The 22,062-nt window shown below is 70.4% G+C and carries 25 protein-coding genes; 11 read left to right on the top strand and 14 right to left on the bottom strand.

All coding sequences use genetic code 11. The features are described 5' to 3' along the window. Window positions 1-41 precede the first annotated feature (41 nt). Complete coding sequence (locus ACFC06_RS06185) at window positions 42-1,466, top strand: NAD(P)/FAD-dependent oxidoreductase (RefSeq protein WP_375928400.1); 1,425 nt, start codon at window positions 42-44, stop codon at window positions 1,464-1,466. A 219-nt stretch (window positions 1,467-1,685) separates the two neighbouring features. Then, window positions 1,686-2,411 (top strand): hypothetical protein, encoded by a 726-nt coding sequence (locus tag ACFC06_RS06190; protein ID WP_375928402.1) that lies wholly within the window; start codon window positions 1,686-1,688, stop codon window positions 2,409-2,411. A 107-nt stretch (window positions 2,412-2,518) separates the two neighbouring features. Here the strand turns inward: ACFC06_RS06190 and ACFC06_RS06195 are convergent, their stop codons facing one another. The 4 genes from ACFC06_RS06195 to ACFC06_RS06210 form a co-directional block, all read right to left on the bottom strand. Next, a complete protein-coding gene (locus ACFC06_RS06195) occupies window positions 2,519-3,220 on the bottom strand; it encodes an urease accessory protein UreD (protein WP_375928404.1) in 702 nt (233 codons plus the stop codon). Beyond that, entirely contained in the window at window positions 3,210-3,917 is a 708-nt protein-coding gene (gene ureG / locus ACFC06_RS06200; RefSeq protein ID WP_375928405.1) for an urease accessory protein UreG, read from the bottom strand. Before ureG ends, ACFC06_RS06195 begins: the two co-directional genes overlap by 11 nt. Window positions 3,918-3,944: 27 nt before the next feature. Next, a complete protein-coding gene (locus ACFC06_RS06205; RefSeq protein WP_375928407.1) occupies window positions 3,945-4,595 on the bottom strand; it encodes an urease accessory protein UreF in 651 nt (216 codons plus the stop codon). Between the two features lie 81 nt (window positions 4,596-4,676). Beyond that, window positions 4,677-6,146, bottom strand: coding sequence for an MFS transporter (locus ACFC06_RS06210; RefSeq protein ID WP_375928409.1), 1,470 nt, complete (start codon window positions 6,144-6,146; stop codon window positions 4,677-4,679). Between the two features lie 91 nt (window positions 6,147-6,237). On the opposite strand from ACFC06_RS06210, the gene ACFC06_RS06215 reads away from it, so the two are divergent. Further along, window positions 6,238-6,915 (top strand): TetR/AcrR family transcriptional regulator, encoded by a 678-nt coding sequence (locus ACFC06_RS06215; protein ID WP_375928411.1) that lies wholly within the window; start codon window positions 6,238-6,240, stop codon window positions 6,913-6,915. Here the strand turns inward: ACFC06_RS06215 and ACFC06_RS06220 are convergent. Then, a complete protein-coding gene (locus ACFC06_RS06220) occupies window positions 6,912-8,114 on the bottom strand; it encodes a DUF418 domain-containing protein (RefSeq protein WP_375928413.1) in 1,203 nt (400 codons plus the stop codon). The genes ACFC06_RS06215 and ACFC06_RS06220 overlap by 4 nt on opposite strands. 186 nt (window positions 8,115-8,300) lie before the next feature. Here ACFC06_RS06220 and ACFC06_RS06225 point away from each other — a divergent pair, with 186 nt between their 5' ends. Beyond that, the gene (locus tag ACFC06_RS06225) at window positions 8,301-8,966 is read left to right on the top strand and encodes a class I SAM-dependent methyltransferase (RefSeq protein WP_375928415.1); all 666 of its coding nucleotides are present in this window, start codon (window positions 8,301-8,303) and stop codon (window positions 8,964-8,966) included. A gap of 22 nt (window positions 8,967-8,988) precedes the next feature. Here ACFC06_RS06225 and ACFC06_RS06230 read toward each other — a convergent pair whose 3' ends face one another. Further along, complete coding sequence (locus ACFC06_RS06230; protein ID WP_375928417.1) at window positions 8,989-9,309, bottom strand: hypothetical protein; 321 nt, start codon at window positions 9,307-9,309, stop codon at window positions 8,989-8,991. 159 nt (window positions 9,310-9,468) lie between these two features. Here ACFC06_RS06230 and ACFC06_RS06235 point away from each other — a divergent pair, with 159 nt between their 5' ends. Both ACFC06_RS06235 and ACFC06_RS06240 read left to right on the top strand, forming a co-directional pair. After that, entirely contained in the window at window positions 9,469-10,455 is a 987-nt protein-coding gene (locus tag ACFC06_RS06235; RefSeq protein ID WP_375928419.1) for a zinc-binding dehydrogenase, read from the top strand. Between the two features lie 91 nt (window positions 10,456-10,546). Further along, complete coding sequence (locus ACFC06_RS06240; protein WP_375928421.1) at window positions 10,547-11,770, top strand: cytochrome P450; 1,224 nt, start codon at window positions 10,547-10,549, stop codon at window positions 11,768-11,770. A gap of 12 nt (window positions 11,771-11,782) precedes the next feature. Here ACFC06_RS06240 and ACFC06_RS06245 read toward each other — a convergent pair whose 3' ends face one another. The 4 genes from ACFC06_RS06245 to ACFC06_RS06260 form a co-directional block, all read right to left on the bottom strand. Continuing rightward, complete coding sequence (locus tag ACFC06_RS06245; protein WP_375928423.1) at window positions 11,783-12,454, bottom strand: O-methyltransferase; 672 nt, start codon at window positions 12,452-12,454, stop codon at window positions 11,783-11,785. A 19-nt stretch (window positions 12,455-12,473) separates the two neighbouring features. Continuing rightward, on the bottom strand, window positions 12,474-13,469 hold the full coding sequence (locus ACFC06_RS06250) for a hypothetical protein (protein WP_375928425.1): 996 nt from the start codon (window positions 13,467-13,469) through the stop codon (window positions 12,474-12,476). Window positions 13,470-13,471: 2 nt separating this feature from the next. After that, window positions 13,472-13,801, bottom strand: a complete 330-nt coding sequence (locus tag ACFC06_RS06255; RefSeq protein WP_278264427.1) for a type VII secretion target — start codon at window positions 13,799-13,801, stop codon at window positions 13,472-13,474. Window positions 13,802-13,912: 111 nt separating this feature from the next. After that, window positions 13,913-14,464, bottom strand: a complete 552-nt coding sequence (locus ACFC06_RS06260) for a YbaB/EbfC family nucleoid-associated protein (protein ID WP_375928427.1) — start codon at window positions 14,462-14,464, stop codon at window positions 13,913-13,915. A 262-nt stretch (window positions 14,465-14,726) separates the two neighbouring features. On the opposite strand from ACFC06_RS06260, the gene ACFC06_RS06265 reads away from it, so the two are divergent. Beyond that, window positions 14,727-16,037, top strand: coding sequence for a lipase family protein (locus ACFC06_RS06265; RefSeq protein ID WP_375928429.1), 1,311 nt, complete (start codon window positions 14,727-14,729; stop codon window positions 16,035-16,037). A gap of 119 nt (window positions 16,038-16,156) precedes the next feature. Here ACFC06_RS06265 and ACFC06_RS06270 read toward each other — a convergent pair whose 3' ends face one another. From ACFC06_RS06270 to ACFC06_RS06280, 3 genes are read right to left on the bottom strand one after another with little or no spacing between them, the layout of a single operon-like run. Further along, a complete protein-coding gene (locus ACFC06_RS06270; protein ID WP_375928431.1) occupies window positions 16,157-17,878 on the bottom strand; it encodes an urease subunit alpha in 1,722 nt (573 codons plus the stop codon). Then, window positions 17,875-18,207 (bottom strand): urease subunit beta, encoded by a 333-nt coding sequence (locus ACFC06_RS06275; protein ID WP_375928433.1) that lies wholly within the window; start codon window positions 18,205-18,207, stop codon window positions 17,875-17,877. The genes ACFC06_RS06270 and ACFC06_RS06275 overlap by 4 nt, the downstream gene beginning before the upstream one ends. Before the next feature lie 9 nt (window positions 18,208-18,216). Next, window positions 18,217-18,519, bottom strand: a complete 303-nt coding sequence (locus ACFC06_RS06280) for an urease subunit gamma (RefSeq protein ID WP_218716289.1) — start codon at window positions 18,517-18,519, stop codon at window positions 18,217-18,219. 157 nt (window positions 18,520-18,676) lie between these two features. Here ACFC06_RS06280 and ACFC06_RS06285 point away from each other — a divergent pair, with 157 nt between their 5' ends. Continuing rightward, a complete protein-coding gene (locus ACFC06_RS06285; RefSeq protein WP_375928436.1) occupies window positions 18,677-19,249 on the top strand; it encodes an exonuclease domain-containing protein in 573 nt (190 codons plus the stop codon). 13 nt (window positions 19,250-19,262) lie between these two features. On the opposite strand, the gene ACFC06_RS06290 is transcribed toward ACFC06_RS06285, so the two are convergent. After that, window positions 19,263-19,646, bottom strand: a complete 384-nt coding sequence (locus ACFC06_RS06290) for a PaaI family thioesterase (protein ID WP_375935231.1) — start codon at window positions 19,644-19,646, stop codon at window positions 19,263-19,265. A gap of 331 nt (window positions 19,647-19,977) precedes the next feature. Between ACFC06_RS06290 and ACFC06_RS06295 the strand changes: the two genes are divergently transcribed. From ACFC06_RS06295 to ACFC06_RS06305, 3 genes are all read left to right on the top strand, one after another. Then, window positions 19,978-20,619, top strand: coding sequence for a DNA alkylation repair protein (locus tag ACFC06_RS06295; RefSeq protein ID WP_375935234.1), 642 nt, complete (start codon window positions 19,978-19,980; stop codon window positions 20,617-20,619). A 146-nt stretch (window positions 20,620-20,765) separates the two neighbouring features. Continuing rightward, window positions 20,766-21,278, top strand: coding sequence for a L,D-transpeptidase (locus ACFC06_RS06300; protein WP_278264418.1), 513 nt, complete (start codon window positions 20,766-20,768; stop codon window positions 21,276-21,278). Window positions 21,279-21,450: 172 nt separating this feature from the next. After that, a complete protein-coding gene (locus tag ACFC06_RS06305) occupies window positions 21,451-21,732 on the top strand; it encodes a hypothetical protein (protein ID WP_375928438.1) in 282 nt (93 codons plus the stop codon). Window positions 21,733-22,062: the final 330 nt, after the last annotated feature.

A 22,062-nucleotide genomic window follows, 5' to 3' on the forward strand; every position in this document is an offset into this window, starting at 1 on the left:
AACGCAGTGAACGCCGCCCCAGTCTGTCGAGGAGCAGGACGATGAGCACTCAGTCTGTCGGGAAGCGCCGCCACCACGTGGTGGTGATCGGGTCCGGGTTCGGCGGCCTGTTCGGCACCAGGCACCTGCGCCGGGCCGACGTGGACGTCACTCTCATTTCCAAGACCTCCACGCACCTGTTCCAGCCGCTGCTCTACCAGGTGGCCACCGGCATCCTGTCCACCGGCGAGATCGCCCCGGCCACCCGGCTGGTGCTGCGCAAGCAGAAGAACGCGCAGGTGCTGCTGGGCGATGTCATCGATGTCGACCTGGCGAACAAGCAGGTCACCTCGCGGCTGCTCAACCGCGACACCGTCACGCCCTACGACAGCCTGATCGTCGCCACCGGCGCCCAGCAGTCGTACTTCGGCAACGACCAGTTCGCCACCTACGCGCCGGGCATGAAGACCATCGACGACGCGCTCGAGCTGCGCGCGCGCATCCTCGGCTCGTTCGAGCAGGCCGAACTGGCGACCACGCAGGAGGAACGCGACCGGCTGCTCACCTTCATCGTGGTCGGCGCGGGCCCGACCGGTGTCGAACTGGCCGGGCAGATCGCCGAACTCGCCGATCGCACGCTCGACGGCACCTTCCGCACCATCGATCCCCGCGACGCGCGCGTCATCCTGCTCGAGGGCGCGGGCGCGGTGCTCGGCCCGATGGGGCCCAAGCTGGGTGCCAAGGCCGCCAAGCGGCTGGAGAAGATGGGCGTGGAGATCCAGCTCAACGCCATGGTCACCGATGTCGACGCGCACGGCGTGGTGGTCAAGGACGCCGACGGCAGCACCCGCCGGATCGAGGCCACCTGCAAGGTGTGGTCGGCCGGTGTGCAGGCCAGCCCGCTGGGCAAGATGATCGCCGAGCGCTCCGAGGGCACCGAGGTGGACCGGGCGGGCCGGGTCGTCGTGGAGCCCGACCTCACGGTCAAGGGGCATCCGAACGTCTTCGTGGTCGGTGACCTCATGTCGGTGCCGGGCGTCCCCGGGCAGGCGCAGGGCGCCATCCAGGGGTCCACCTACGCGGCCAAGGCCATCAAGGCCGGGCTCAAGGGCGAGGCGCCCGCGGATCGCAAGCCGTTCAAGTACTTCAACAAGGGCTCGATGGCGACGATCTCGCGCTTCGACGCCGTCTGCCAGATCGGCAAGCTCGAGTTCAGCGGGTTCCTCGCGTGGCTGGCCTGGCTCGCGCTGCACCTGTACTACCTGGTCGGCTACCGCAGCCGCATCGTCACCGTGATCGGCTGGTTCGTCTCGTTCCTGGGCCGCAACCGCGGTCAGATGGCGGCCACCGAGCAGTGGGTGTTCGCGCGGCTGGCGATCGAAGAGGTCAATGCCGACCGGGCGGAGGCCAGACAATTGGCCGCCGACCTCGGTGAACCGACCGCGGGTGTCGGTGGCAAGGGGCCGGGCCGGCGCGAGGTCGGCTAGCTCCCACTCCCTTCCGGTTACCTTTCAGCACACCAGGATTGCGGCACGCCGGTGTTTCGGACCCATCCGGGTCCGGCACCGGTCCGAATGCCGGACGTCATATGTGTGACCAATCCCCAGGATGAAAGGTGATCTATGGCGACGGGGAAACACAGGGCGCCGAGCCCGCAGCGACAGCGAGTCGGTTCGGTTGTCGCGGCCGGAGCGGTCCCCCTGGTCATGGCCCTGATCGGCACGGGCACCGCGAACGCCGATCCCGCGCAGGCGGCGGTGACCCAGCCCGAGCATCCGGCCGCGCCGGAGTTCGACGCGGTGGCACCCAATGCCACCCCCTTCGTGGGACAGCAGATGCCGGAGAACACGCGCAGCTCGCTGCAGTGGTCGCGGTCCGGCCCGGAGACCGATTACCTGTCCCCGGTGGGCACGCTGCACGCGCCGACCGCGGTCGCGCCGGTGCCGCCGATCCTGCCGCCGCCCGGCCAGTTCCGCTTCGGTGACCAGCTGGTCCCGGTGCCGGACTTCGTGCCGGTCGACACCTCGATCCAGATCAACGACGCCGCCGCCACCACCGAGGCCAACCTGGCGACGTTCCTCGACTCGGTCGGGCTCGAGCGCAGCCGCTCGGACCGGATCGCCTCGGAAACCCTCGGTTCCGCGGCCCGGGGTGCGGCGGTCGGCTCGACGGTGGCCATCCCCTTCGCGATGATGGCGAGCACGGGCGGCGCGGTGGCCGGGCTGGTCGCCGGCATCCCGTTCCTGCCGATCGGCCTGGTCGCGGGCCCGATCCTGGGTGGCATGGCCGCCTACATGGCGGTGTCGGTGCCGATCACCGTGGTCGGTGCCGGTGTCGGTGCCGCGGTGGGCGCGGCGAACGGGTTCCTCGCTCCGCCCCGGGCCGCCGCGCCCGACGCGGTGGACAGCGACGCGGAGCTCGTCAGCGCCTAGAACGAGCTACGGCGGTGGGAACAGGGATGTGCGAGCCCGGTTCCCACCGCCGTTGCCGTTCTCACGCCGAGGTGGCCTTATCGCGTGCCGACTGCCGGTCGACATTCTCACGCCGAGGTGACACCCGGACGTGCGACGGACACCGCGCCGCCGGGTGCGTCCGCGTGCAGGCGGGCACTCGTGCGGGTGGCCAGCGAGCCGCCGGCGGCCAGTGGGAGGCGCACCGCGTCGAGGCTGCCCGCCCAGGCGGGCCGGTCGTCGGGGTAGAGCAGTTCGCTGTCCAGGGCGCGCGGCGCGCTGAGCCGGTCGTCGGTGCCCGTATCCGCGCCCAGTTCCAGGCGGTGCCGCAGCAGCGGGATGTCGCCGAGATCGGCGCACAGGTCGCCGCGCCAGGCGCCGCCGTCCTCGCCGCTGCGGCCGAGCTGGACCCGCTCGCGCAACCGCAGGCGCGCCTCCGGTGCCAGCCGCACGGTGGTCACCGCGTGATGCCGGGCGCCACCGGCCACGATGGTCGGTTCCGGATCGAAATCCAGTTCGGCACCGGCCCCGACCTCGAAGTACCAGTGCGCCACCGATTCCGGGGTGCGGGTGCTGGGCAGGGCGATGGTGGCAGCCACCGAGCGGACCACCAGGCGCGCACCGGGCAGTACCACGATCCGGATGTCGAGTTCGTCCCCGCCCAGTGGGGTGGCGGCGGTGCCGATCAGGTGCACCGTGTCGGTGCCGGTGTGCCGCCCGGCCAGACCGCCGACCGCGTCGATGCGCGGCAGTCTGCCCGGTGCGGCGACGATGCTCAGTTCAGTGCGCAACGCCGGCGGCCGCGTCCTGCTCGGCGGCGGCGCGCAGCTGCTCGCGCACCCAGGCCAGCACGGGGGTGGCGGCCGGGTCGTCGGTCAGCGAGATCAGCGCGGTCGGGCGGCCTTCGCGCACCTTGGCGGCGTCGCGTTCCATCACACCCAGGTCCGCGCCGACCAGCGGGGCGAGGTCGGTCTTGTTGACCACCAGCAGGTCCGAGAAGGTGACGCCGGGGCCGCCCTTGCGCGGCACCTTGTCCCCGCCCGCCACGTCGACGACGAAGATCTGTACGTCGATCAGGCCGGAGGAGAAGGTGGCGGTGAGGTTGTCGCCACCGGATTCGACCAGGATCAGGTCCAGCGGCGGGTTGGCCGCGACCAGGTCGTCGATGGCGTCGAGGTTGGCGGTGATGTCGTCGCGGATGGCGGTGTGCGGGCAGCCGCCGGTCTGCACGGCGGTGATGCGCTCGTCGGGCAGCACCGCGTGGCGGCGCAGGAAGTCGGCGTCCTCGGTGGTGTAGATGTCGTTGGTCAGCACCGCGAGGGACAGTTCGTCGCGCAGCTGCCTGCACAGCGCGGCGACCAGCGCGGTCTTGCCGGAGCCGACCGGGCCGCCGATGCCGATGCGCAGCGCCTCACCGGTGGCGCGGTCGCGCTTGGGCCGGTCGTGGCTGTGGTCGTGCGGTTCGCCGTCGATCAGATGGGGCGGCATGGGTGGTTCTCCGTTCTGGATGGGTGGTTACGAGGCGAACAGGGGCATGTCGCGCAGCAGATGACGTTCGGCCAGCGCGTCCTGCAGTGGATCCGACAGTGCGGCGAGTTCCGCGGCGGCCTCGGCGGCGATCCGGTCGCACAGCGGCGCCAGCCGCATCGTGCCCGCCGCGACGGCGGCCGGATCGAGGGCGAGCAGCCGCTGGGCGGCGGTCGCGGCGCCGGTGAGGGTGGTGTAGACGACCACGCCCGCCAGCTCGCGCGGGTCGGCCCCGCAGGCGGCGCCGACCATGCCGAACACCGTCGACAGATGCGGCCGCACCCCTGCGGGCAGCCAATCATGCTGCGGCCAGAGCTGTTTGGCCAGCCGCAGCAGACCGCGCCCCTGCGCGCGGGAGGCCGCGCGGGCCGCGGGTGACGGGGTCCGCGCGTCGGCTTCGAGTTCGGCGCGTTCCGGGGCGAGCGTGCCCGCGCAGACCGCGGCGGCGAGCGAGGCGCTCACCAGACCGGAGGTCGCGATCCGGCGCCGCAGGTACACCTCGACACTCGCCGCGTCACGCAGCAACCCCGCCGACACCGCCTCCTCGACCCCGCCGGAGTGCACGTGCCCGCCGATGGGCAGGCGCGAGTCGGCCAGGGCGAGCAATGTCGCCAGGCCCGCCGCACCCTCGTTTCGCATTCGTCGATCCTAGGCAACCGGACCGGACATCCGCCCGCCGAGGGCGACCGGGCGCGAGGGCCACCACGCCCGGTCCTCGCCTCAGCGGCCGGTGCGCGCCGAGCGCCAGGCCACCACGGCCATGCCGAGCAGCAGCAGCGCGCCGCCGGTGGTGGCCACGTGCATGCCGCTGACGAAGGATTCGCGCGCGGCCGCGATCAGCCCGGCGTCGTCGCCGGAGTGCGCGACGGTCTCCCCCAGGGTCTCCCCGAAGTCGCCGCCGGAGCGGAAGACCAGCGCGGCCAGCGAACCGAGCAGCGCCAGGCCCAGCGAGTTGCCGAGTTCGAAGCTGGTCTCGGAGATGCCGACGGCCGAGCCCGCCCGTTCGGCGGGCACTGCCGACACCGCGACGTCGGAGACGAGCGTGAACGAGATGCCGTAGCCGACACCGGCGATCACCGAGCCGGCGACGTACCACATCAGTCCGCCGTCGACCCCGACGCCGAGCAGCATCAGGTTGCCGATGGCCGAGAGCGTCAGGGCCAGGGTGAACGCCGCCCGCACACCCCAGCGCAGGCCCACCTTGGCGCCGCTCATCGAGAAGACGAACACCGCGACCGCCATCGGGATGCCCAGCAGCGCCGCCTGCAGCGCGTCACGCCCGGTGACCGACTGCAGGTAGATGCTGGTCAGGTAGCTCATCGCCGCCAGCGACATCATGCCCACGGTGCTCGCGCCGATCGCCACCCGGAACAGCGGCCTGCCGAACAGCGACAGGTCCAGCAGCGGTTCGGCCAGCCTGCGCTGCCTGCGCACGAACAGCACCAGCAGCGCCAGGCCGATCGCCCCGATCAGCACCGAGACCAGGTCCAGGCCCTCCGCGGCGATGTGCTTGATCCCGTACACCAGCGGCAGGATGCCGCCGATGGACAGCGCGACGCTGGGCAGGTCGATCGGGCCCAGCGCGGCCGAGCGGTGTTCGGGCAGCAGGAACGGGCCGAACACCAGCAGCACGGCCAGCACCGGGATGTTGATCAGGAACACCGAGCCCCACCAGAAGTGGTGCAGCAGCAGCCCGCCGATGATCGGCCCGACGGCCGAACCACCGGCGAAGAACGCGGTCCAGATGCCGATGGCCGTGGCGCGGCGCCGGGCGTCGGGGAACAGGTTGGAGATCAGCGCCAGGCTCGACGGCAGCAGCGTCGCGCCGCCGATGCCCATCAGCACCCGCGCGGCGATGAGGACCGCGGCGCTGGGCGCGAAGGCGGCCAGTACCGAGGCCAGGCCGAAGACGGCGGCACCGGCGAGCAGGATGTTGCGCCTGCCGATCCGGTCGCCGAGATTGCCCATGGTGATGAGCAGGCCCGCCAGCATGAAGCCGTAGATGTCGAGGATCCAGAGTTGCTGGGAGGCACTGGGATCCAGGTCGACGGTCAGCGTCGGCATGGCGAGGAACAGCACCGAGATGTCCATCGACACCAGCAGCACCGGCAGCAGCAGCACGCCCAGACCGAGCCATGCGCGGCGTCCACCGACGGCCGCGGTGGGCAGCGCCGGTTCCAGCTTCGTCATTCCGACATCCTTCCAGGGGTTTGCGTACACCGTACGCGGGGAACGGGTACAGTGTACGCACAGAAGTGGAAAACGGAAAGTGAGTCATGGGATGACTGACGCGAAGCTCACCCGCACCGCGATCGTCGACACCGCGATCGCCCTGGCCGACGCCGACGGCCTGGACGCGGTGTCGATGCGCCGCATCGCCGACCGGCTCGATGTGGGCACCATGTCGCTGTACCGGCACGTGGCGGGCAAGGACGAGCTCATCGCGGAGATGACCGACGAGATCGCCGCCCGTCACCCCTACCCCGATCCGGCGGGCAAGGACTGGACCTGGCGCGACCGGGTCCGCATCGCCGCCGAGATCGACTGGCAGCTCTACCAGCAGCATCCGTGGGTGCTGCTCACCTTCGCGGTGCCCCGCTACAGCTTCGGCCCACAGGGTCTGGCCAGTCTGGCCTGGCTGGTCGAGGGGCTGCGCGCGCTCGACGTGTCCACCCGCGAGGCGACGACCATGGCGTTCACCGTGTGGAACTACATCTCCGGCGCGAGCCTGCCGGTGGTCGGCGGTTCGCTGCTGGCCCGCAAGCGCACCGCCACCGACGACACCAACGGCCTGCGCGACCTCCTCGACGGCAAGCCCACCTTCCCGGTGCCGCCCGCCCTGATGGACCTGCACGGCGCGGGGGTCAGCGATCTCACCTCCGAGGACCTGCTGTTCCTCGGCCTCGACGCCCTGTGCGACGGTTTCGCCGCCAGGGCCGCCGCCACGCAGGCACGCTAGGTCGTCGCGGGCTTGCGCCAGGGCGGGACCCGCAGATAGGTCGCCGCCCGCAGCACCCATTCCACCGGGCCGTACGGGTGCCCGCGCAACCACCAGGAACTCAGCGCGAGCTGCGCCGCGAAGGTCACCAGGGCGACGGCGACGACGCCGAGCGGCGCGATGTCGTCGGCCAGGGCGAGCCCGTAGCCGGTGTAGACGAGCATGAGCACGACCGACTGCCCGATGTAGTTGGTGGCCGCCATCCGTCCCGCGGGCGCGAGCAGCGCGGCGACGCGGCCGGTGCGGGCCGAGCGAGCGAACCGCAACACCAGGGCCACGTAGGCGAAGGTCATGGCGGGTGCGACGAGGTACTGCAGGCCGTGCACCAGGTCGGGACCGTCCCACCAGTGCATGGCGTCGGCGAAGGTCGCGGCCGAGATGGGCAGGCCGAGGCCGAAGCCGAGCAGCAGCACGCGCGGCGACCAGCGACGCAGGGTCTCGGTGTCCTCGAAGAGCGTGCGTTTGCCCGCGGCCGTTCCGAGCAGGAACATCGCGAGGCTCGGCACGCCCTGCCCGATCCAGATCAGCAGCAGGAACGCCGGGGCGAGACCGGTCTGCACGGCGAAGGTCTGGCCGATCGTGCCGGTGTAGTCGGCCGCGATGGCGGGCAGGTTCATGAACTCGCTCAGCCCGAGAATGCTGCCCTGCCCGGGCAGGAAGCTGAACACCGACGACAGCAGATAGAGCACCACGCCGGTGATCACCGCGGTGCGCGGCCGTAGTTTGCGCAGCGAGATCAGGATCAGGCACAGCACGGCGTAGAGGGTGAGGATGTCGCCGACCCACAGGAAGTACACGTGCAGCAGCCCGATGACCAGCAGCGCGGCGCACCGGCGCAGCAACCGGCGGGCCGGGGCGGCACCGGCGCGTTCGGCCGCGGCGATCTGCAAGGTGAACGAGTAGCCGAACAGGAAGGCGAACAGCAGATAGAACCGGCCGGTGAACAGCGCGTCGACGGTGGCGCGCACCAGCTGGTCGGCGGTGCCGTCGAACAGCGACACCGGCTTGTCGCGGGGACCGACCGCCGTCCACAGGGTGGTCGCCACGATGACATTGGTGATCAGGATGCCGAACAGCGCGAAGCCGCGTAGGATGTCGATCTCGGCGATGCGCCGCCCGGACGATGCCGTGGGTGTCCGGGTCCCGAGTGCCTCTGCCATGGATCGAGCCTAGGAAGTCGCGCGGTCCCGGTCGTCGCCCACACGAGCGATCTCCGGTCGCAGAGCGGCGAGATCCGGGTCCGCCCTGCGGCGTATTGACTTCTCCCCCATCGTCGTTCTGCGACCGGGTCGCCCGATACCTGCCCGGTGCGCACGTGGTCGGCGGGTATGCGGGACAGTGGAGCGATGACTTCCGAGCCGCTGCCCGCCGACCGCCGTCTCGCCGCCGAAGCCCTCGCCGCCGACGATCCGACGGGGTGGTTCGAACCGTTGTATGTCGAAGCCGCGGCGGGAACCTCGGTGGTGCCGTGGGATCGCGACGAACCCAATCCGCTGCTGGCCGACTGGTTCGCCGAGCGCACCGGCCCGACCGGCGGTACCGCGCTGGTGGTCGGCTGCGGGTACGGCACCGACGCCGAACACGTGGCCGCGCAAGGATTCCGCACCACCGCCTTCGACGTGGCCGCCACCGCGATCCGCGAGGCCAGGGCGCGCTTCCCGCAATCGCCGGTCACCTATACGGTCGCCGACCTGCTGAATCCGCCCGCTGCCTGGCGGGGTGCCTTCGACCTGGTGGTCGAGTCGATCACCGTCCAGTCCTTGCCCCCGGAGGTCCACGCGACGGCGATCGACGGAATCCGCGCGGCGCTGGCGCCGGGTGCGACGCTGCTGGTCGTCGCCGATGTCAGCACCACCGCGCCGACCGCGGGCCCGCCCTGGCCGCTGACCCGCGCCGAGATCGATTCCTTCGCCGACGGCGACATCACGCCCGTCCGGGTCGATCTGCTCTCCCGCCCCGACATCCCCGGCCTGCGCCGCTGGCGTGCCGAATTCCGCCGCGCCGCGGCCTAGAGCCTCGCGACACTCGGCCGCCTCACCCGGCGACGGCAGACCTGTGCACCCGCACCCCGCAGGCCGCGGCGAGGCACCCGGCGACGAGTCCGATCACGGCGGGCACCGCCACCAGACCGACCCGCAGCGGGAGGTCGGCGACCCCGGCGCTCCCGCTCTCGGCGGGGTGGTCGAGCGGGGCTTCCGGTAGCGGTTCGTAGCTCGCGTCGTAGACGACGAAACCGTCGATGTCGCTGGCCCACCACTCGAACAGCAGCCAGGCGGCCAGCCCGCACAGCAGGCCCAGGGTCGTCGTTGCCAGAACGGTCCGGCGCCCGGCGCCGCGCGCGTGCTGCGATGTCACGCCCAGCAGTCAAGCAGCCCGACCGCCCGGCACGCGGGACCGACGCGGCCGATTCCGCGCCGCGCCGGTGCGGCGGCACCCGGCGTGGCGCCCGCCGCCGGTGCCAGAATGGACGGTGATCGTGCTCGTGCGGAACTCGCTACCACCACGGAGGCGGACATGCAGGCAGTGGTCATCGACCGGTTCGGCGATCCGAAGGACGTCCTCACCGCCACGACGGTGCCTACCCCGGAGCCGGGCCCGGGCGAGGTCCGCGTCGCCATGACGCTCTCGCCGATCCACAATCACGACCTCGCGATCATCCGCGGCGTCTACGGTTACCGGCCGCCGCTGCCCGCCGTTCCGGGCACCGAGGCGGTCGGCGTCGTCGACGCGCTCGGCCCCGGCGCCGAAGGGCTCGCCGTCGGGCAGCGGGTCGCCCTGGCCGGAATCCAGCACGCCTGGGCGGATTTCTTCCTCGCCCGTGCCGACCGCGCCGTCCCCCTGCCCGCCTCGGTGCCTGACGAGACCGCCTGCCAGCTGCTGGCCATGCCGTTGAGCGCGCTCATGCTGCTCGACGACCTGCGGGTGCGGCCCGGCCAGTGGATCGCGGTGAACGCCGCCAACGGCGCGGTCGGACGGCAGCTGAACCTGTTCGCCCGGCAGCGCGGCGTCCACGTGCTGAGCCTGGTGCGTGCCCCCGCCTCGGTCGAGGCGCTCGGGCGGCTCGGCTTCGGCCCGGTGGTCGACACCGACACCGAGGACTGGGCCGAACGCGCCACCGAGCTCACCGGTGGTGAGCCGATCGTCCGGGGTGTCGACCAGGTCAGCGGGCCCGCCGCGGGCGCGTTGCTGTCGCTGCTGGCCCCGCGCGGCGAACTCGTCTCCTTCGGCGCGCTCTCGGGGCAGCCGCTGATCGTCGACACCGGCGCGGTGATCTTCAAACAGGCCGTGATCAAGGGGTTCTGGGGTCAGCAGCGCAGCGCCGAGATCGACCCGGCCGACTATCTGCGCCTGATCACCGAACTGGTCGGACTGGCCGCCGAGGGCACCCTGCGACTGGACGTGCAGGCCGAGTTCGGGCTGGATCGGGCCGCCGAGGCCGCGGCGCTGTCGGAGACCCCCGGCCGCGACGGCAAGGTCGTGCTCCGCGCCGGTGCTCGCTGAACACGCGAATACCCTTCCGCACCACGGTGTTCCGTGCCGGAGCCGCACGATAGACGTCGACATGCCCGGTACCGGTCGGTAGCGTCGATACATGGCCGACCTCTCCGCTCCGAGCCGCATCGAGTCCCTCGGCACCGAATTCTTCGACGATCCGCACGCGCACTACCGCCGCTGGCGCGCGGCGGGCCCCGTCCACCGGGTCCGCTTCCCCGACGAGGTGGTGCGCTGGGTGATCGTCGGCTATCCGGAGGCGCGGGCCGCCCTGGCCGACCCGCGCCTGCGCAAGGACATGGCCCGCGCCGCCGCCATTCTCGACGGCAAACGCGACGCCGACCCGATCGACCCCGAGTCCCTGGTACTGCTCACCCACATGCTCAGCACCGATCCGCCCGGCCACACCCGCCTGCGCAAACTGGTGAACAAGGCTTTCACCACCCGCCGGGTCGCGGGCCTGCGGCCACGCATCGAGCAGATCACCGAGGACCTGCTGGACGCGATGGCCACCGCGGCCGAGGTCGACCTGATGGACGTCTTCGCCAATCCCCTTCCGGTGACCGTGATCTGCGAACTGCTCGGCGTGCCCTTCGCCGACCGCGCCGACTTCCAGTCCTGGACCCGTTCCCTGGTCGGCGTGCCGGGCGAGGCCGACGAGGAGCGCTCGGCGGCGGCCAAGGCGATGACCCGCTATCTGTCGGAACTGGTGCGTGCCAAACAGTCCCACCCCGCCGACGACCTGCTCTCGCACCTGGTGCTCGCCGACGACGAGGGCGACCGACTCACCGACCACGAACTGGTGGCCATGGCGTTCCTGCTGCTGGTCGCCGGGCACGAGACCACCGTCAACCTGATCGGCAACGGCGTCTACGCGCTGCTGCGCCACCCCGATCAGTGGCGGGCGCTGGTGGCCGATCCGGCGGGCGTGCCCGCGGCGGTGGAGGAGTTCCTGCGTTTCGACGGCCCCGTCGACATGGCGACCGTGCGGTTCACCGCGGAGCCGGTCACGGTGGGCGACACCGAGATTCCCGAGGGCGAGCTCGTCTACGTCGCGCTCTCGGCCGCCAATCGCGACCCGGCCCGGTTCAGCGATCCCGACGCGCTCACCGTCGACGGCCCGGCGAGCGGACACCTCGCCTTCGGCCACGGCATCCACTTCTGCGTCGGCGCACCGCTGGCCCGCCTGGAAGCCGAGATCGCCTTCACCGCCCTGCAGCGCCGCTATCCCGGACTACGCCTCGCCGACCCCGCGTCGAATCCGCACTGGCAGACCAGCACGCTCATCCGCGGCCTGCGCGAACTACCGGTCCGCCTGCGCTGAACCGGGGCCGATTCAGGCGGCCGGACCGTTGACCACCGCGTAGGCGAAACCGTCCCACCCCTTCGATCCGACCGTCTGGATCACGGTCGCGTCGAGGCTGGGTTCGGCGGCGAGCAGGTCGATCAGCTCGCGGCTCGCGCGCGCGTTGGGGTCCTCGGTCCGCTCGTCGGCCACCGCGCCACCGCGCACCACATTGTCGACGATGATCACCGAACCCGGCCGGGTCAGCCGCAGCGCCCACTGCACATAGTTCGAGTTGTTCACCTTGTCGGCGTCGATGAACACCAGGTCGAACGGTTGGGTCAGGTCTTCGGCGACACCGGGCAACGTGTCCAGCGCCGGACCGACGACGATCTCCACCCGGTCCCCGATGCCCGCCCGGTCCAGATTCTCCCGCGCCACCTTCGCGTGCCGCGGTTCGAACTCCAGCGTCACCACGGTGCCCTCCGGCCCGACCGCCCTGGCCAGCCACTCGGTGCTGTACCCGCCGAGCGTGCCGATCTCGAGCACGCGGCGGGCGTTCGCCGTCCTGGCCAGCAGATGCAGGAACTTGCCCTGTGGTGGCGAGACGTCGATCGGCGGCAGGCCCGCGTCGGCATTGGCTGCCAGCGCGGGCGCGCCCTCCGTTCCGACGAGGGCGTCCACGAGATACCGGTCGACGCCTGCCCAGTCGTTGTCGGTCATGGACGCCAGTGTGCCATCGCTATGCCTTGGCGGTCTGGATCTCCACGATTCCCCGCACCGTCTGCACACCCGCCTGGACGACTCCCTTCAACGACACCACAGCCGAAGAAAGCTCTTTGAGCAGAGCGCTGATCGTCAGCGCGGAGGCCGAGATGTCGAACAGGGCGCGCGCGATGAGCGCCGGGCTCGCGGTGCCGGCCGACGCGATCAGCAGGGCGGTGATCTCGGCCAGCATGCCTGCCAGATTGCTGAGGACTTCCACGACGACACCGCGCACCGCCTCCACGATGCGCTTCATTCCATCGTTGGCATCCTGGAGGATCCCGGCGAGCGCGGCGTTCTCCGCGATCTTGCCGGTCAATTCCGTGGCGCTCGCCTTATAGGCATCAGCCGCCGCGCCGGCCCACGCGCCGATTCCCGAATCGACCGCCGCGGCATACTGCTGGGCGGTCGTGGTCAGCGCCGCGCCGATATTCTTCCAGGAATCGGAGTACGCCTGAACCATATCGGGGCTGCCGGTGAGCGATTCCAGGGTCTTCCGCATCGGCTCGACGTGTTCGAGCATCCAGCTCATCAGCTGCGATCCCAGGAAGTTGAACGGATCGAACTTCGCCAGCGTCGTGGCGCCCTTGATGGCTTTGGTGAACATCTTCACCGTGTCGACGACATCGGCGCCGGTCGAAGACGCCTTCATGATGGCTTCGGCCTTGTCCATCAGCGAGCCGTCGGTGGTCAGTGCTTGCTGGAGGCCGTAACCGTTCTCCATGACGTCACCGACGAGGGTGCCCTTCATGACACCAGGATCGAGCGACTTGTCGCCTTCGTCGCTCTCGTCGATCTTCCAGCGGCCGACATTCTTCAGGACAGGATTGTCCTCCTGGTAATAGCTGTCCCGATAGTCGACCCCGTTGGCGAGCAGATCGTTGTCCGGCGCGGCACCGTCGTCGAAGTTGTTGACCGTTCCGGGGATGGTCACCTCGTTGAGGAAGGCGCCCACGGCGTTGGCTTCGCCCATGGCTACACGTTCCTCTCGATCTCGGTGGTCTTGGTCGTGATGTCACCGGCCCGTGTGGTGTCACAGGATTCGAAGGTGTCGGCGGCGGTACGCAGCTTGCCCGGCATCTCGGCGGTCAGTGTGCCGAGTTGCTCCATCGCGCTGAGGACTTGGTCGTGCAGGTCGTCGAGCAGCATCCACACGAGCGGCTTCGGCAACACGCCGTAGCCGTCGTCGGCGCGCGCGAGATAGCTCGCGGCCTGCACCGCCTCGGCCACGCCGGAAGCGACGCCGTCCACCGTCGCGGCGTGCGTTCTGATCGCATCGACACTGACATTCACCGCACACGTCACGCTGAATCCTCCTGGTCACAATGAGCTCGCCCGTACCGGAACACTTGTCGAAAAGGTTGGACGCGGCAGACCACGAATCGGTTCCCTCGCCGCCCGGGAATTCGCGCGCGACTACTGCAACCAGGACCTGCGCTGGAAGAACATGTCCTCCTCGGACGGCTCCTCCGGCGCGACGACCCGGTCCCGGTCGGGCTTGCGACCGGCGGGGGTCTCCGGTGCGGAGGCGGCGGGCCACGGCGCGGCCGGGGCGGCGGGCGGCGCGGGCGGGGCCGGCGGCGTGGGGGGTGCGGTGGGCTCGGCGTCCGCGTCGGGGAAGCGCTCGGCGTACTGGCCGACGATGGCCTCGCCCGCTTCGTCGGTGCCGACCATGTCGTGCACCAGCCCGGTGACCTGGTCGCGCAGCCGCGCCTGGGCGCGGTGCGTGCAGGCCATGAGCTCGGCCGCCACGGCGGTGGGGTCCATGCCGCGCACGGCCGCGGCCAGGGTGATGCCGGTGGTGGAGCCGTTGGCGTCGACGGTGACGCTGATCCGGCCGTCGGCCGAGGTGTCGGTGACGCTGACCTCGGTCATCTTGCCGTGCAGTTCCTGGTATCGCTGTGCTTTGCGTTCCAGATCCTCGGCCCAGCGCGAGAGTTCGTCGGCGGCGTTGTTCAGGTCGTCCATGGCTGCGGTCCCCTCCTGCCGGGGCTCCCCGGCGCTACACGGCAGGGCGCGCTGTCCACCCGCCCCGTTCGGATCGCGCCGAGCCTAGCCGCGCGATTCCCACCCGCCCTGACCGGGGCCGCACGGCACCGTTTCGTACCGAACAGTAACCGTGTTACTGTCGCATCGGTTTCAGATTCCGGTGACGTACATCATGCCCGACCGGTTCTGCGGCCCAGGACACACCCGTGACAGGGCGGGGGTAACGGTGATGGAGAGTGGAATGCAGCAATCACGCTCAGCGGTGAGTCGTGTGGCGATGACGGCACTGGTGTGCCTGGCGACGGCGGCCGGGCACCTGGTCGGCGCGGGACCGGCGGTGGCCGAGCCGGTCAGCGCGTTCTACGTGCCGCCCGCGCAGCTGCCCGAGGCGCCCGGCGCGATCGTGAAGACGCAGCCGATGACCATTCTGGCGACGCCGCCGACGGCGACGGGCTGGCCGACGCAGGCCCAGCACGTCATGTACACCTCGCGGCTGCAGGACGGGTCGCCGGTCGCGGTGTCGGGCACCTACATCGAGCCCACCAATCCCTGGCAGGGCCCCGGCCCGCGCCCGACCGTGGTGATCGGCCCCGGCACCTCCGGACAGGGTGACCGCTGCGCGATGTCGGTGGCGTTCTCCACCGGTGTCTCGGTGACCGCCGATCCGGCGCTGGGCCTGTCGGCCAATCAGGAACTGCCGTCCTCGGCGGTGTGGAGCGCGCTCGGCGCCCGCGTGCTGATCACCGACTACATCGGCCTGGGCACCCCCGGAATCCACACCTACGCCAACCGTTTCGAGAGCGGGCACGCGATTCTCGACGGTGCCAGGGCGGCCAACGCGCTCGGCGGTGTCGGCCCGGACACCCCGCTGGTGCTGTGGGGCTACTCCCAGGGCGGCGGCGCCACGGCGGCCGCGGCGGAGCTGGCCCCGGAGTACGCGCCGGAGCTGAATCTGAAGGGCACCTGGGCGGGTGGCCCGGTGGCCGATCTCGGTGAGATCCTGAAGCAGATCGACGGCGCACTGATCGGTGGCGCCATCGGTTTCGCGGTCAACGGCATGCTCGCGCGCTACCCGGAACTCCAGCGCGCGGTCGACCGGGTGACCTCGCCCGAGGGCCGCGCCATGCTGGCGACGCTGAGCGATTCCTGCGTGGCCGACCTGATCGTCTACCACCCGTTCCTGCGCACGAATTCGCTGACGGTGGACGGCCGTTCGCTCACCGAGCACCTCGCGGGCATCCCCGAGGCCGGGCCGGTCCTGGCCGAACTGCGCCTGGGCAGCCGCAAGCCCACCACGCCGGTGTTCGTCACCAGCGGCCGCAACGACGACACCGTCCCCTACGGCCAGGCCCGCCGCCTCGCCGAGGACTGGTGCGGCCAGGGCGCCACGGTCACCTTCCGCACCAACGAACTGCCGCCGATCCTGCCGGGATTCACCATCCCGAACCACTTCGGCCCGGAGATCATCGACGGTTTCGGCCCCGACAACGCGGTGACCTACCTGCTCGACCGGCTGGCGGACAAGCCGGTCACCGGCTGCTCGTTCGACTGAACGAGGAGGCTCTCGGCCGTCTCGGCCTCGACTGACCGGAGGGTGCGACGAAGGAGTACCCGGAGGGAGGGAAGGCCGAGGGAACAGGCCGAGAGCCCCGCGGCGCCAGCCGCCATGTCTCAGAACAGGAAGTAGCGCTGGGCCATGGGTAGTTCGGTGGCCGGCGCCTCGGTCCAGACTTCACCGTCGACGCGGACGGTGAAGGTGTCGGGGTCCACCTCGATGCGTGGCATGGCGTCGTTGCGCGGCATGTCGGCCTTGGTGACCCGGCGGACGTTCTTGACCGGCACCAGTTTCCGCCGCACGTCGAGGCGGTTCGCCAGCCCGTCGTCGATCGCGTGCTCGGAGACGAAATGCAGCGAGGTGGCCGCGGCGGCGGGGGCGGCGGCCCCGAACATCGGGCGCGGCAGCACCGGCTGCGGGGTGGGGATCGAGGCGTTGGCGTCGCCCATGGCCGCCCAGGCGATCATCCCGCCCTTGAGCACCGCGTGGGGACGCACCCCGAAGAACGCGGGCTCCCACAGCACCAGATCGGCCAGCTTGCCGACCTCCACCGATCCGATCTCGTCGTCGAGGCCGTGCGCGACCGCCGGGCAGATGGTGTATTTCGCGATGTAGCGCTGCACGCGCGCGTTGTCGGCGGCGCCGTCGCCGGGCAGGGCTCCGCGACGGCGTTTCATCACGTGCGCGGTCTGCCAGGTGCGCATCACCACCTCGCCGATGCGGCCCATGGCCTGGGAGTCCGAGCCGATCATCGAGATGGCGCCCAGGTCGTGCAGCAGGTCCTCGGCGGCGATGGTCGAGGGACGGATGCGGGATTCGGCGAAGGCCAGGTCCTCGGGGATCGACGGGCTCAGGTGGTGGCAGACCATGAGCATGTCGAGATGCTCGTCGAGGGTGTTGACGGTGTGCGGCCGGGTCGGGTTGGTGGAGCTGGGCAGCACATTGAGATGCGAAGCGACGGTGATGATGTCGGGCGCGTGCCCGCCGCCGGCGCCCTCGGTGTGGTAGGCGTGGATGCCGCGTCCGGCGATGGCCGCGAGGGTGTCCTCGACGAATCCGGCCTCGTTGAGGGTGTCGGAGTGCAGCGCCACCTGCACGCCCGAGGCGTCGGCGACCTTCAGGCAGGCGTCGATCGCGGCCGGGGTGGAGCCCCAGTCCTCGTGCAGCTTGAATCCCGAAGCGCCACCGCGCAACTGCTCCCACATGGATTCGCTGCTGACGGTGTTGCCCTTGCCGAGCAGCACGATGTTCATCGGCCAGTGGTCGAGCGCTTCCATCATCCGCGCCAGGTGCCAGGACCCGGGGGTGACGGTGGTGGCCTTGGAGCCCTCGGCGGGGCCGGTGCCGCCGCCGATGAGGGTGGTGATGCCGCCGCCGAGCGCCTCGTCGAGCAGCTGGGGGCAGATGAAGTGCACGTGGCAGTCGATGGCGCCCGCGGTGAGGATGCGCCCGTTGCCCGCGATGATCTCGGTGGACGGACCGACGACCAGATCCGGATGCACCCCCGACATGGTGTCGGGGTTGCCCGCCTTACCGAGGGCGCAGATGCGGCCGTCGCGGATGCCGACATCGGCCTTGATGACGCCCCAGTGGTCGATGACGATCACCCCGGTGATCACGGTGTCGGGCGCGCCGTCGGCGCGGGTGGCCCGCGACTGGCCCATCGACTCGCGCAGCACCTTGCCGCCGCCGAAGACGGCTTCCTCGCCCGCCAGCCCGGGTCCGCCGCTGCGGTCCTCGGTGATCTCGACGAACAGGTCGGTGTCGGCCAGGCGGACCCGGTCGCCGGTGGTCGGCCCGAAGAGCTCGGCGTAGCGGGCGCGGCTGAGTTCGCTCATCGGTTCTCTTCCTGACTGGTCGCGTCCAGGCGGCCCGGCGCGTCCGCGCTGATGCCGTACACCTCGCGGGTGCCGCCCAGCGGGACCAGCGAGACCCGTTGCGGCAGACCGGGTTCGAAGCGCACCGCGGTGCCCGCCGGGATGTCGAGGCGGTGGCCGTACGCGGCGGCGCGGTCGAAGTCCAGGGCGGCGTTGGCCTGCGGGAAGTGCACGTGGCTGCCCACCTGCACCGGCCGGTCGCCGGTGTTGACGACCTCGAGCCGCACGCGCACCGCGCCCGCGTTCAGCTCGATCATGCCCTCGGCACAGAGATACTCACCGGGAATCATGGCCCTCGCCTATCCGATCGGGTGGTGCACGGTGACGAGCTTGGTGCCGTCGGGAAAGGTGGCCTCGACCTGCACGTCGTGGATCATCTCCGGGACGCCGTCCATCACGTCGTCGCGGGTCAGCACCGAACGGCCCGAGGACATCAGCTCGGCCACGGTCCGCCCGTCGCGGGCGCCTTCGAGGACGTGATCGGTGATCAGCGCGACGGCTTCGGGATGGTTGAGCTTGAGCCCCCTGGCCTGTCGGCGGCGCGCCAGTTCGGCCGCGTAACTCAGCAGCAGCCGTTCCTGCTCGTGCGGCGACAGGCGCATCGGGTCTCTCCTCGGCGATGGACTAGGCGGGTGACCAGATATTCTGGCATGCCCGTCCCGAACCCGCCGCCCAGCGGACCCCCACCGCGCGGCCGCGTCGCGCACCGACCGGGAAAACCGGTGGAGCCCAGGCGAACCCACCCGTACCGTCACGGACATGCGGACGGATTCCGGACTGTTGAACGTGGTCGACATCGAGGCCACCTGCTGGACGGGTTCTCCCCCGCCCGGCCAGACCAGCGAGATCATCGAGATCGGCCTCACCGTGGTCGACCTCGCGACCCACACGAGGGTGAGCAAGCACGGCATCCTCGTGCGCCCCACCCGTTCCACCGTCGGCGAGTTCTGCACCGAACTCACCGGCCTGACCCAGCAGCAGGTCGACACCGGTGTCGAGTTCGCCGAGGCGTGCCGCATCCTGACGACGGACTTCGCGGCCGGGACACGGCCGTGGGCGAGCTGGGGCGATTACGACCGCAAGCAGTTCTTCGTCCAGTGCGCCGAGACCGGGGTGCCCTATCCGTTCGGCCCGTGGCACACCAATGCCAAGCAGGTCTTCGCCGAGTCCTACGGCCTGCGCAGGCGCCAGGGCATGGCGGGCGCGCTGGGCATCGCCGAGCTGCCGCTCGAGGGCAGGCACCACCGCGGCGAGGACGACGCGTGGAACATCGGCGCCCTGATCACCCACGTGCTCGACCGCGGCGGCTGGCGCGTCACCACCGAGGGGTGACGCGCCGGGCCGGTCAGGCCGACAGGTTCTGCAACCGGACCTGACCGCGCGCGACCGTGCGCCCGTCGGCGTCGGTGATCACCACCACCCACAGCTGCTGGGTGCGGCCGCGATGGATCGGCGTGGCCTCCCCGGTGAGCACGCCCTTGCTGACCGCGCGCAGGAAGTCGGTGTTGTTGTTGACCCCGACCACCGACCCGCGGTCCCCGAACCACACCCCGCCACCGACGCTGGCCAGCGTCTCGATGACGGTGCAGTACACGCCACCGTTCTGGATGCCCGCGGGCTGGAACAGCTGCGGACGCACCTCCCACTCCCCGCGCACCCGATCGGCGGAGATCTCGGTGTAGCGCAATCCGATCAGATCGGTGAAGGTGCCTTTGCTCGCCTCGTTCATCAGTTCGGGCGAGAGATCGGCCAGCGACAGTTCACTCATGGCCTCCGGTCTACACCATGACCTATCAGCCGCGCCCGCCTGTCACCACAAAACGATGCGGCGGACCCCGTCACGAAGACGGAGCCCGCCGCGGCATGAATGAGGGGGTCGACCGCAGCCCTCGGGACCACCGGCTCATCCGTACGCCGAGATGAGCATAGGTCAGGCTTACCTAAGTGGTCAAGTGTGCGGGTTGGCGTGTTTCCGGCACGACCGTCGCGGACTACCGTCGAAGCGCATCCAGCCCCACGACCAGGAGGATTCCGTGACCGAGACACACCTGGCCGAGGTGATGGCCGAATTGGCGGCGCTGGAGGATCCGAAGATCCGGGCGGTCAACGAGAAGCACGGGGACGAGCACGGGGTGAATCTCACCCAGCTGCGGGCTGTGGCGAAGCGGTTGAAGACGCAGCAGGAGCTGGCGGTGGAGTTGTGGGGCACCGGGGACAGTTCGGCGCGGTTGCTGGCGTTGCTGATCTGTCGGCCGAAGGCGTTCTCGCGGGAGGAGCTGGACCGGATGTTGCGGGCGGCGCGGACGCCGAAAGTGCATGACTGGCTGGTGAATTACGTGGTGAAGAAGAGTCCGCACGCGGAGGAGTTGCGGGTGGCGTGGTTCGGGGACGCCGATCCGGTGGTGGCGAGTGCGGGGTGGGCGCTGACCAGCGAGCGAGTGGTGAAGCAGGCGGAGGGGCTGGATCTGGACGGGTTGCTGGATCTCATCGAGGCGGGGATGCAGGACGCGCCGGAGCGGTTGCAGTGGGCGATGAACCAGACTCTCGCGCAGATCGGGATCGAGCACGCGGAGTATCGCGCGCGGGCGATCGAGATCGGCGAACGGTTGCGGGTGCTGGCGGATTATCCGACCTCGCCGGGCTGCACGTCGCCGTTCGCGCCGGTGTGGATCGCGGAGATGGTGCGCAGGCGGCAGGGCTAGCTTTCGCCGGTTCGCTTGCTCAACACGATCGCAATACTCCATGATCATCGGTACCTCTATGTTTCCGAGGCTTGTGTCGATGTTGAGAGCTCGTTTCCGGGTCGCATCACGACCGGGGGTGGGCGCGGCGAGAGAGGCAAGATTTCGTGAGTAGTAGTCGTATTCCCCGGTGGGCCGTGCGGGCGGCGATCTGCGCGGCGGCGGTCGGGGCCGCGGTCGCGGCGCCGGTGCAGGCCGAACCGCTGTGGCCGGGCGGGCCCGATGTTCCCGGTGTGCCCGCCATCATTCCCGAGCCCGAACCGGAGCCGGTGGTGGCGCCGTGCAGCGAGCAGGCCCGCGCGTGCCTGCAGCTGTCGACCAACAATGCCTGGCTCATGGACAACGGGAAGGTCACCTTCGGGCCGAGCCCGATGTCGCACGGCCGTCCCGGCTACGAGACGCCGACCGGGGTGTTCAAGGTGGCGTTCAAGAAGCCGTTCCACTGGAGCACCCTGCACAACGCGCCGATGGAGTACGCGGTGTTCTTCAACGGCGACATCGCCTATCACATCGGCCCCACCGAGGAGCAGTCCCACGGCTGCATCCGGTTGACGCCCGAAGGCGCGAAGGCGCACTACGACTGGCTGGAGCCGGGCGACATCGTCGAAGTCGTGCCCTGAGCGCACGCTCGTGACGACGGGGAGGCCGGGACATCCGGTCTCCCCGTTCGTGTTTCAGGCGGCCGAGGGCACCTCGAGCCGATCCTGAGGGGATCCGAAGCCGGTCCCGGCACCGTGGCGTCGTGACCGACACCGTGAACAGCCGCACCCGGGTCCGCACCTTCGCCGCCATGTGACGTTCTCCTATTGGAGCCCGGCGCAGAACACCGTCGCCTTCGACACGGTTGCCGCGTGGACCGACGACGCGGACGAACGGGCACACGTGTGGGACCTGTATCGCCACGGCAGCCCGCCTGGCGCGGGTTACGACCCGGCACAATTCTGGCGGGGCCCGGAAGACCTCACATTTCAGGTATTGCGGCTCACGCCGTGGCGCATCCAGGTTCTGCGCGGCCGCGATCTCGTGGCGGGAATCCCACCCCGGATCTGGCGGAGCCGGATTCAGCCGGATTGACAATTTCCCTGCGCCGCGGAAATCGCGGATTCTTCCCGCTACTACGAAATATCAGCCTTTCTCCAGGTATCGATCGCGGTGCGTGGTGATACGCCGACCAACCGAAAAATAGCACCGGAGAACGGTTCGGGGGCGGACTTCACCCAGTCCGCACCCGAAGCACATTCGCGCCACAGCGATAGCTTATCGACATCACCGAGCAGCGATCGTCGAATCGATGAGAAGTGCCCACCCACCCCGATTCTCATGCCCCTGAAATCAGGGTCAGCAAGCCATTCGACAACCCCGCCCACCGACGACCACCAATCGGACCCAACACCGCCAGCACGG

The sequence above is a fragment of the Nocardia sp. NPDC056064 genome (assembly GCF_042266925.1).
GTDB lineage: Bacteria > Actinomycetota > Actinomycetes > Mycobacteriales > Mycobacteriaceae > Nocardia.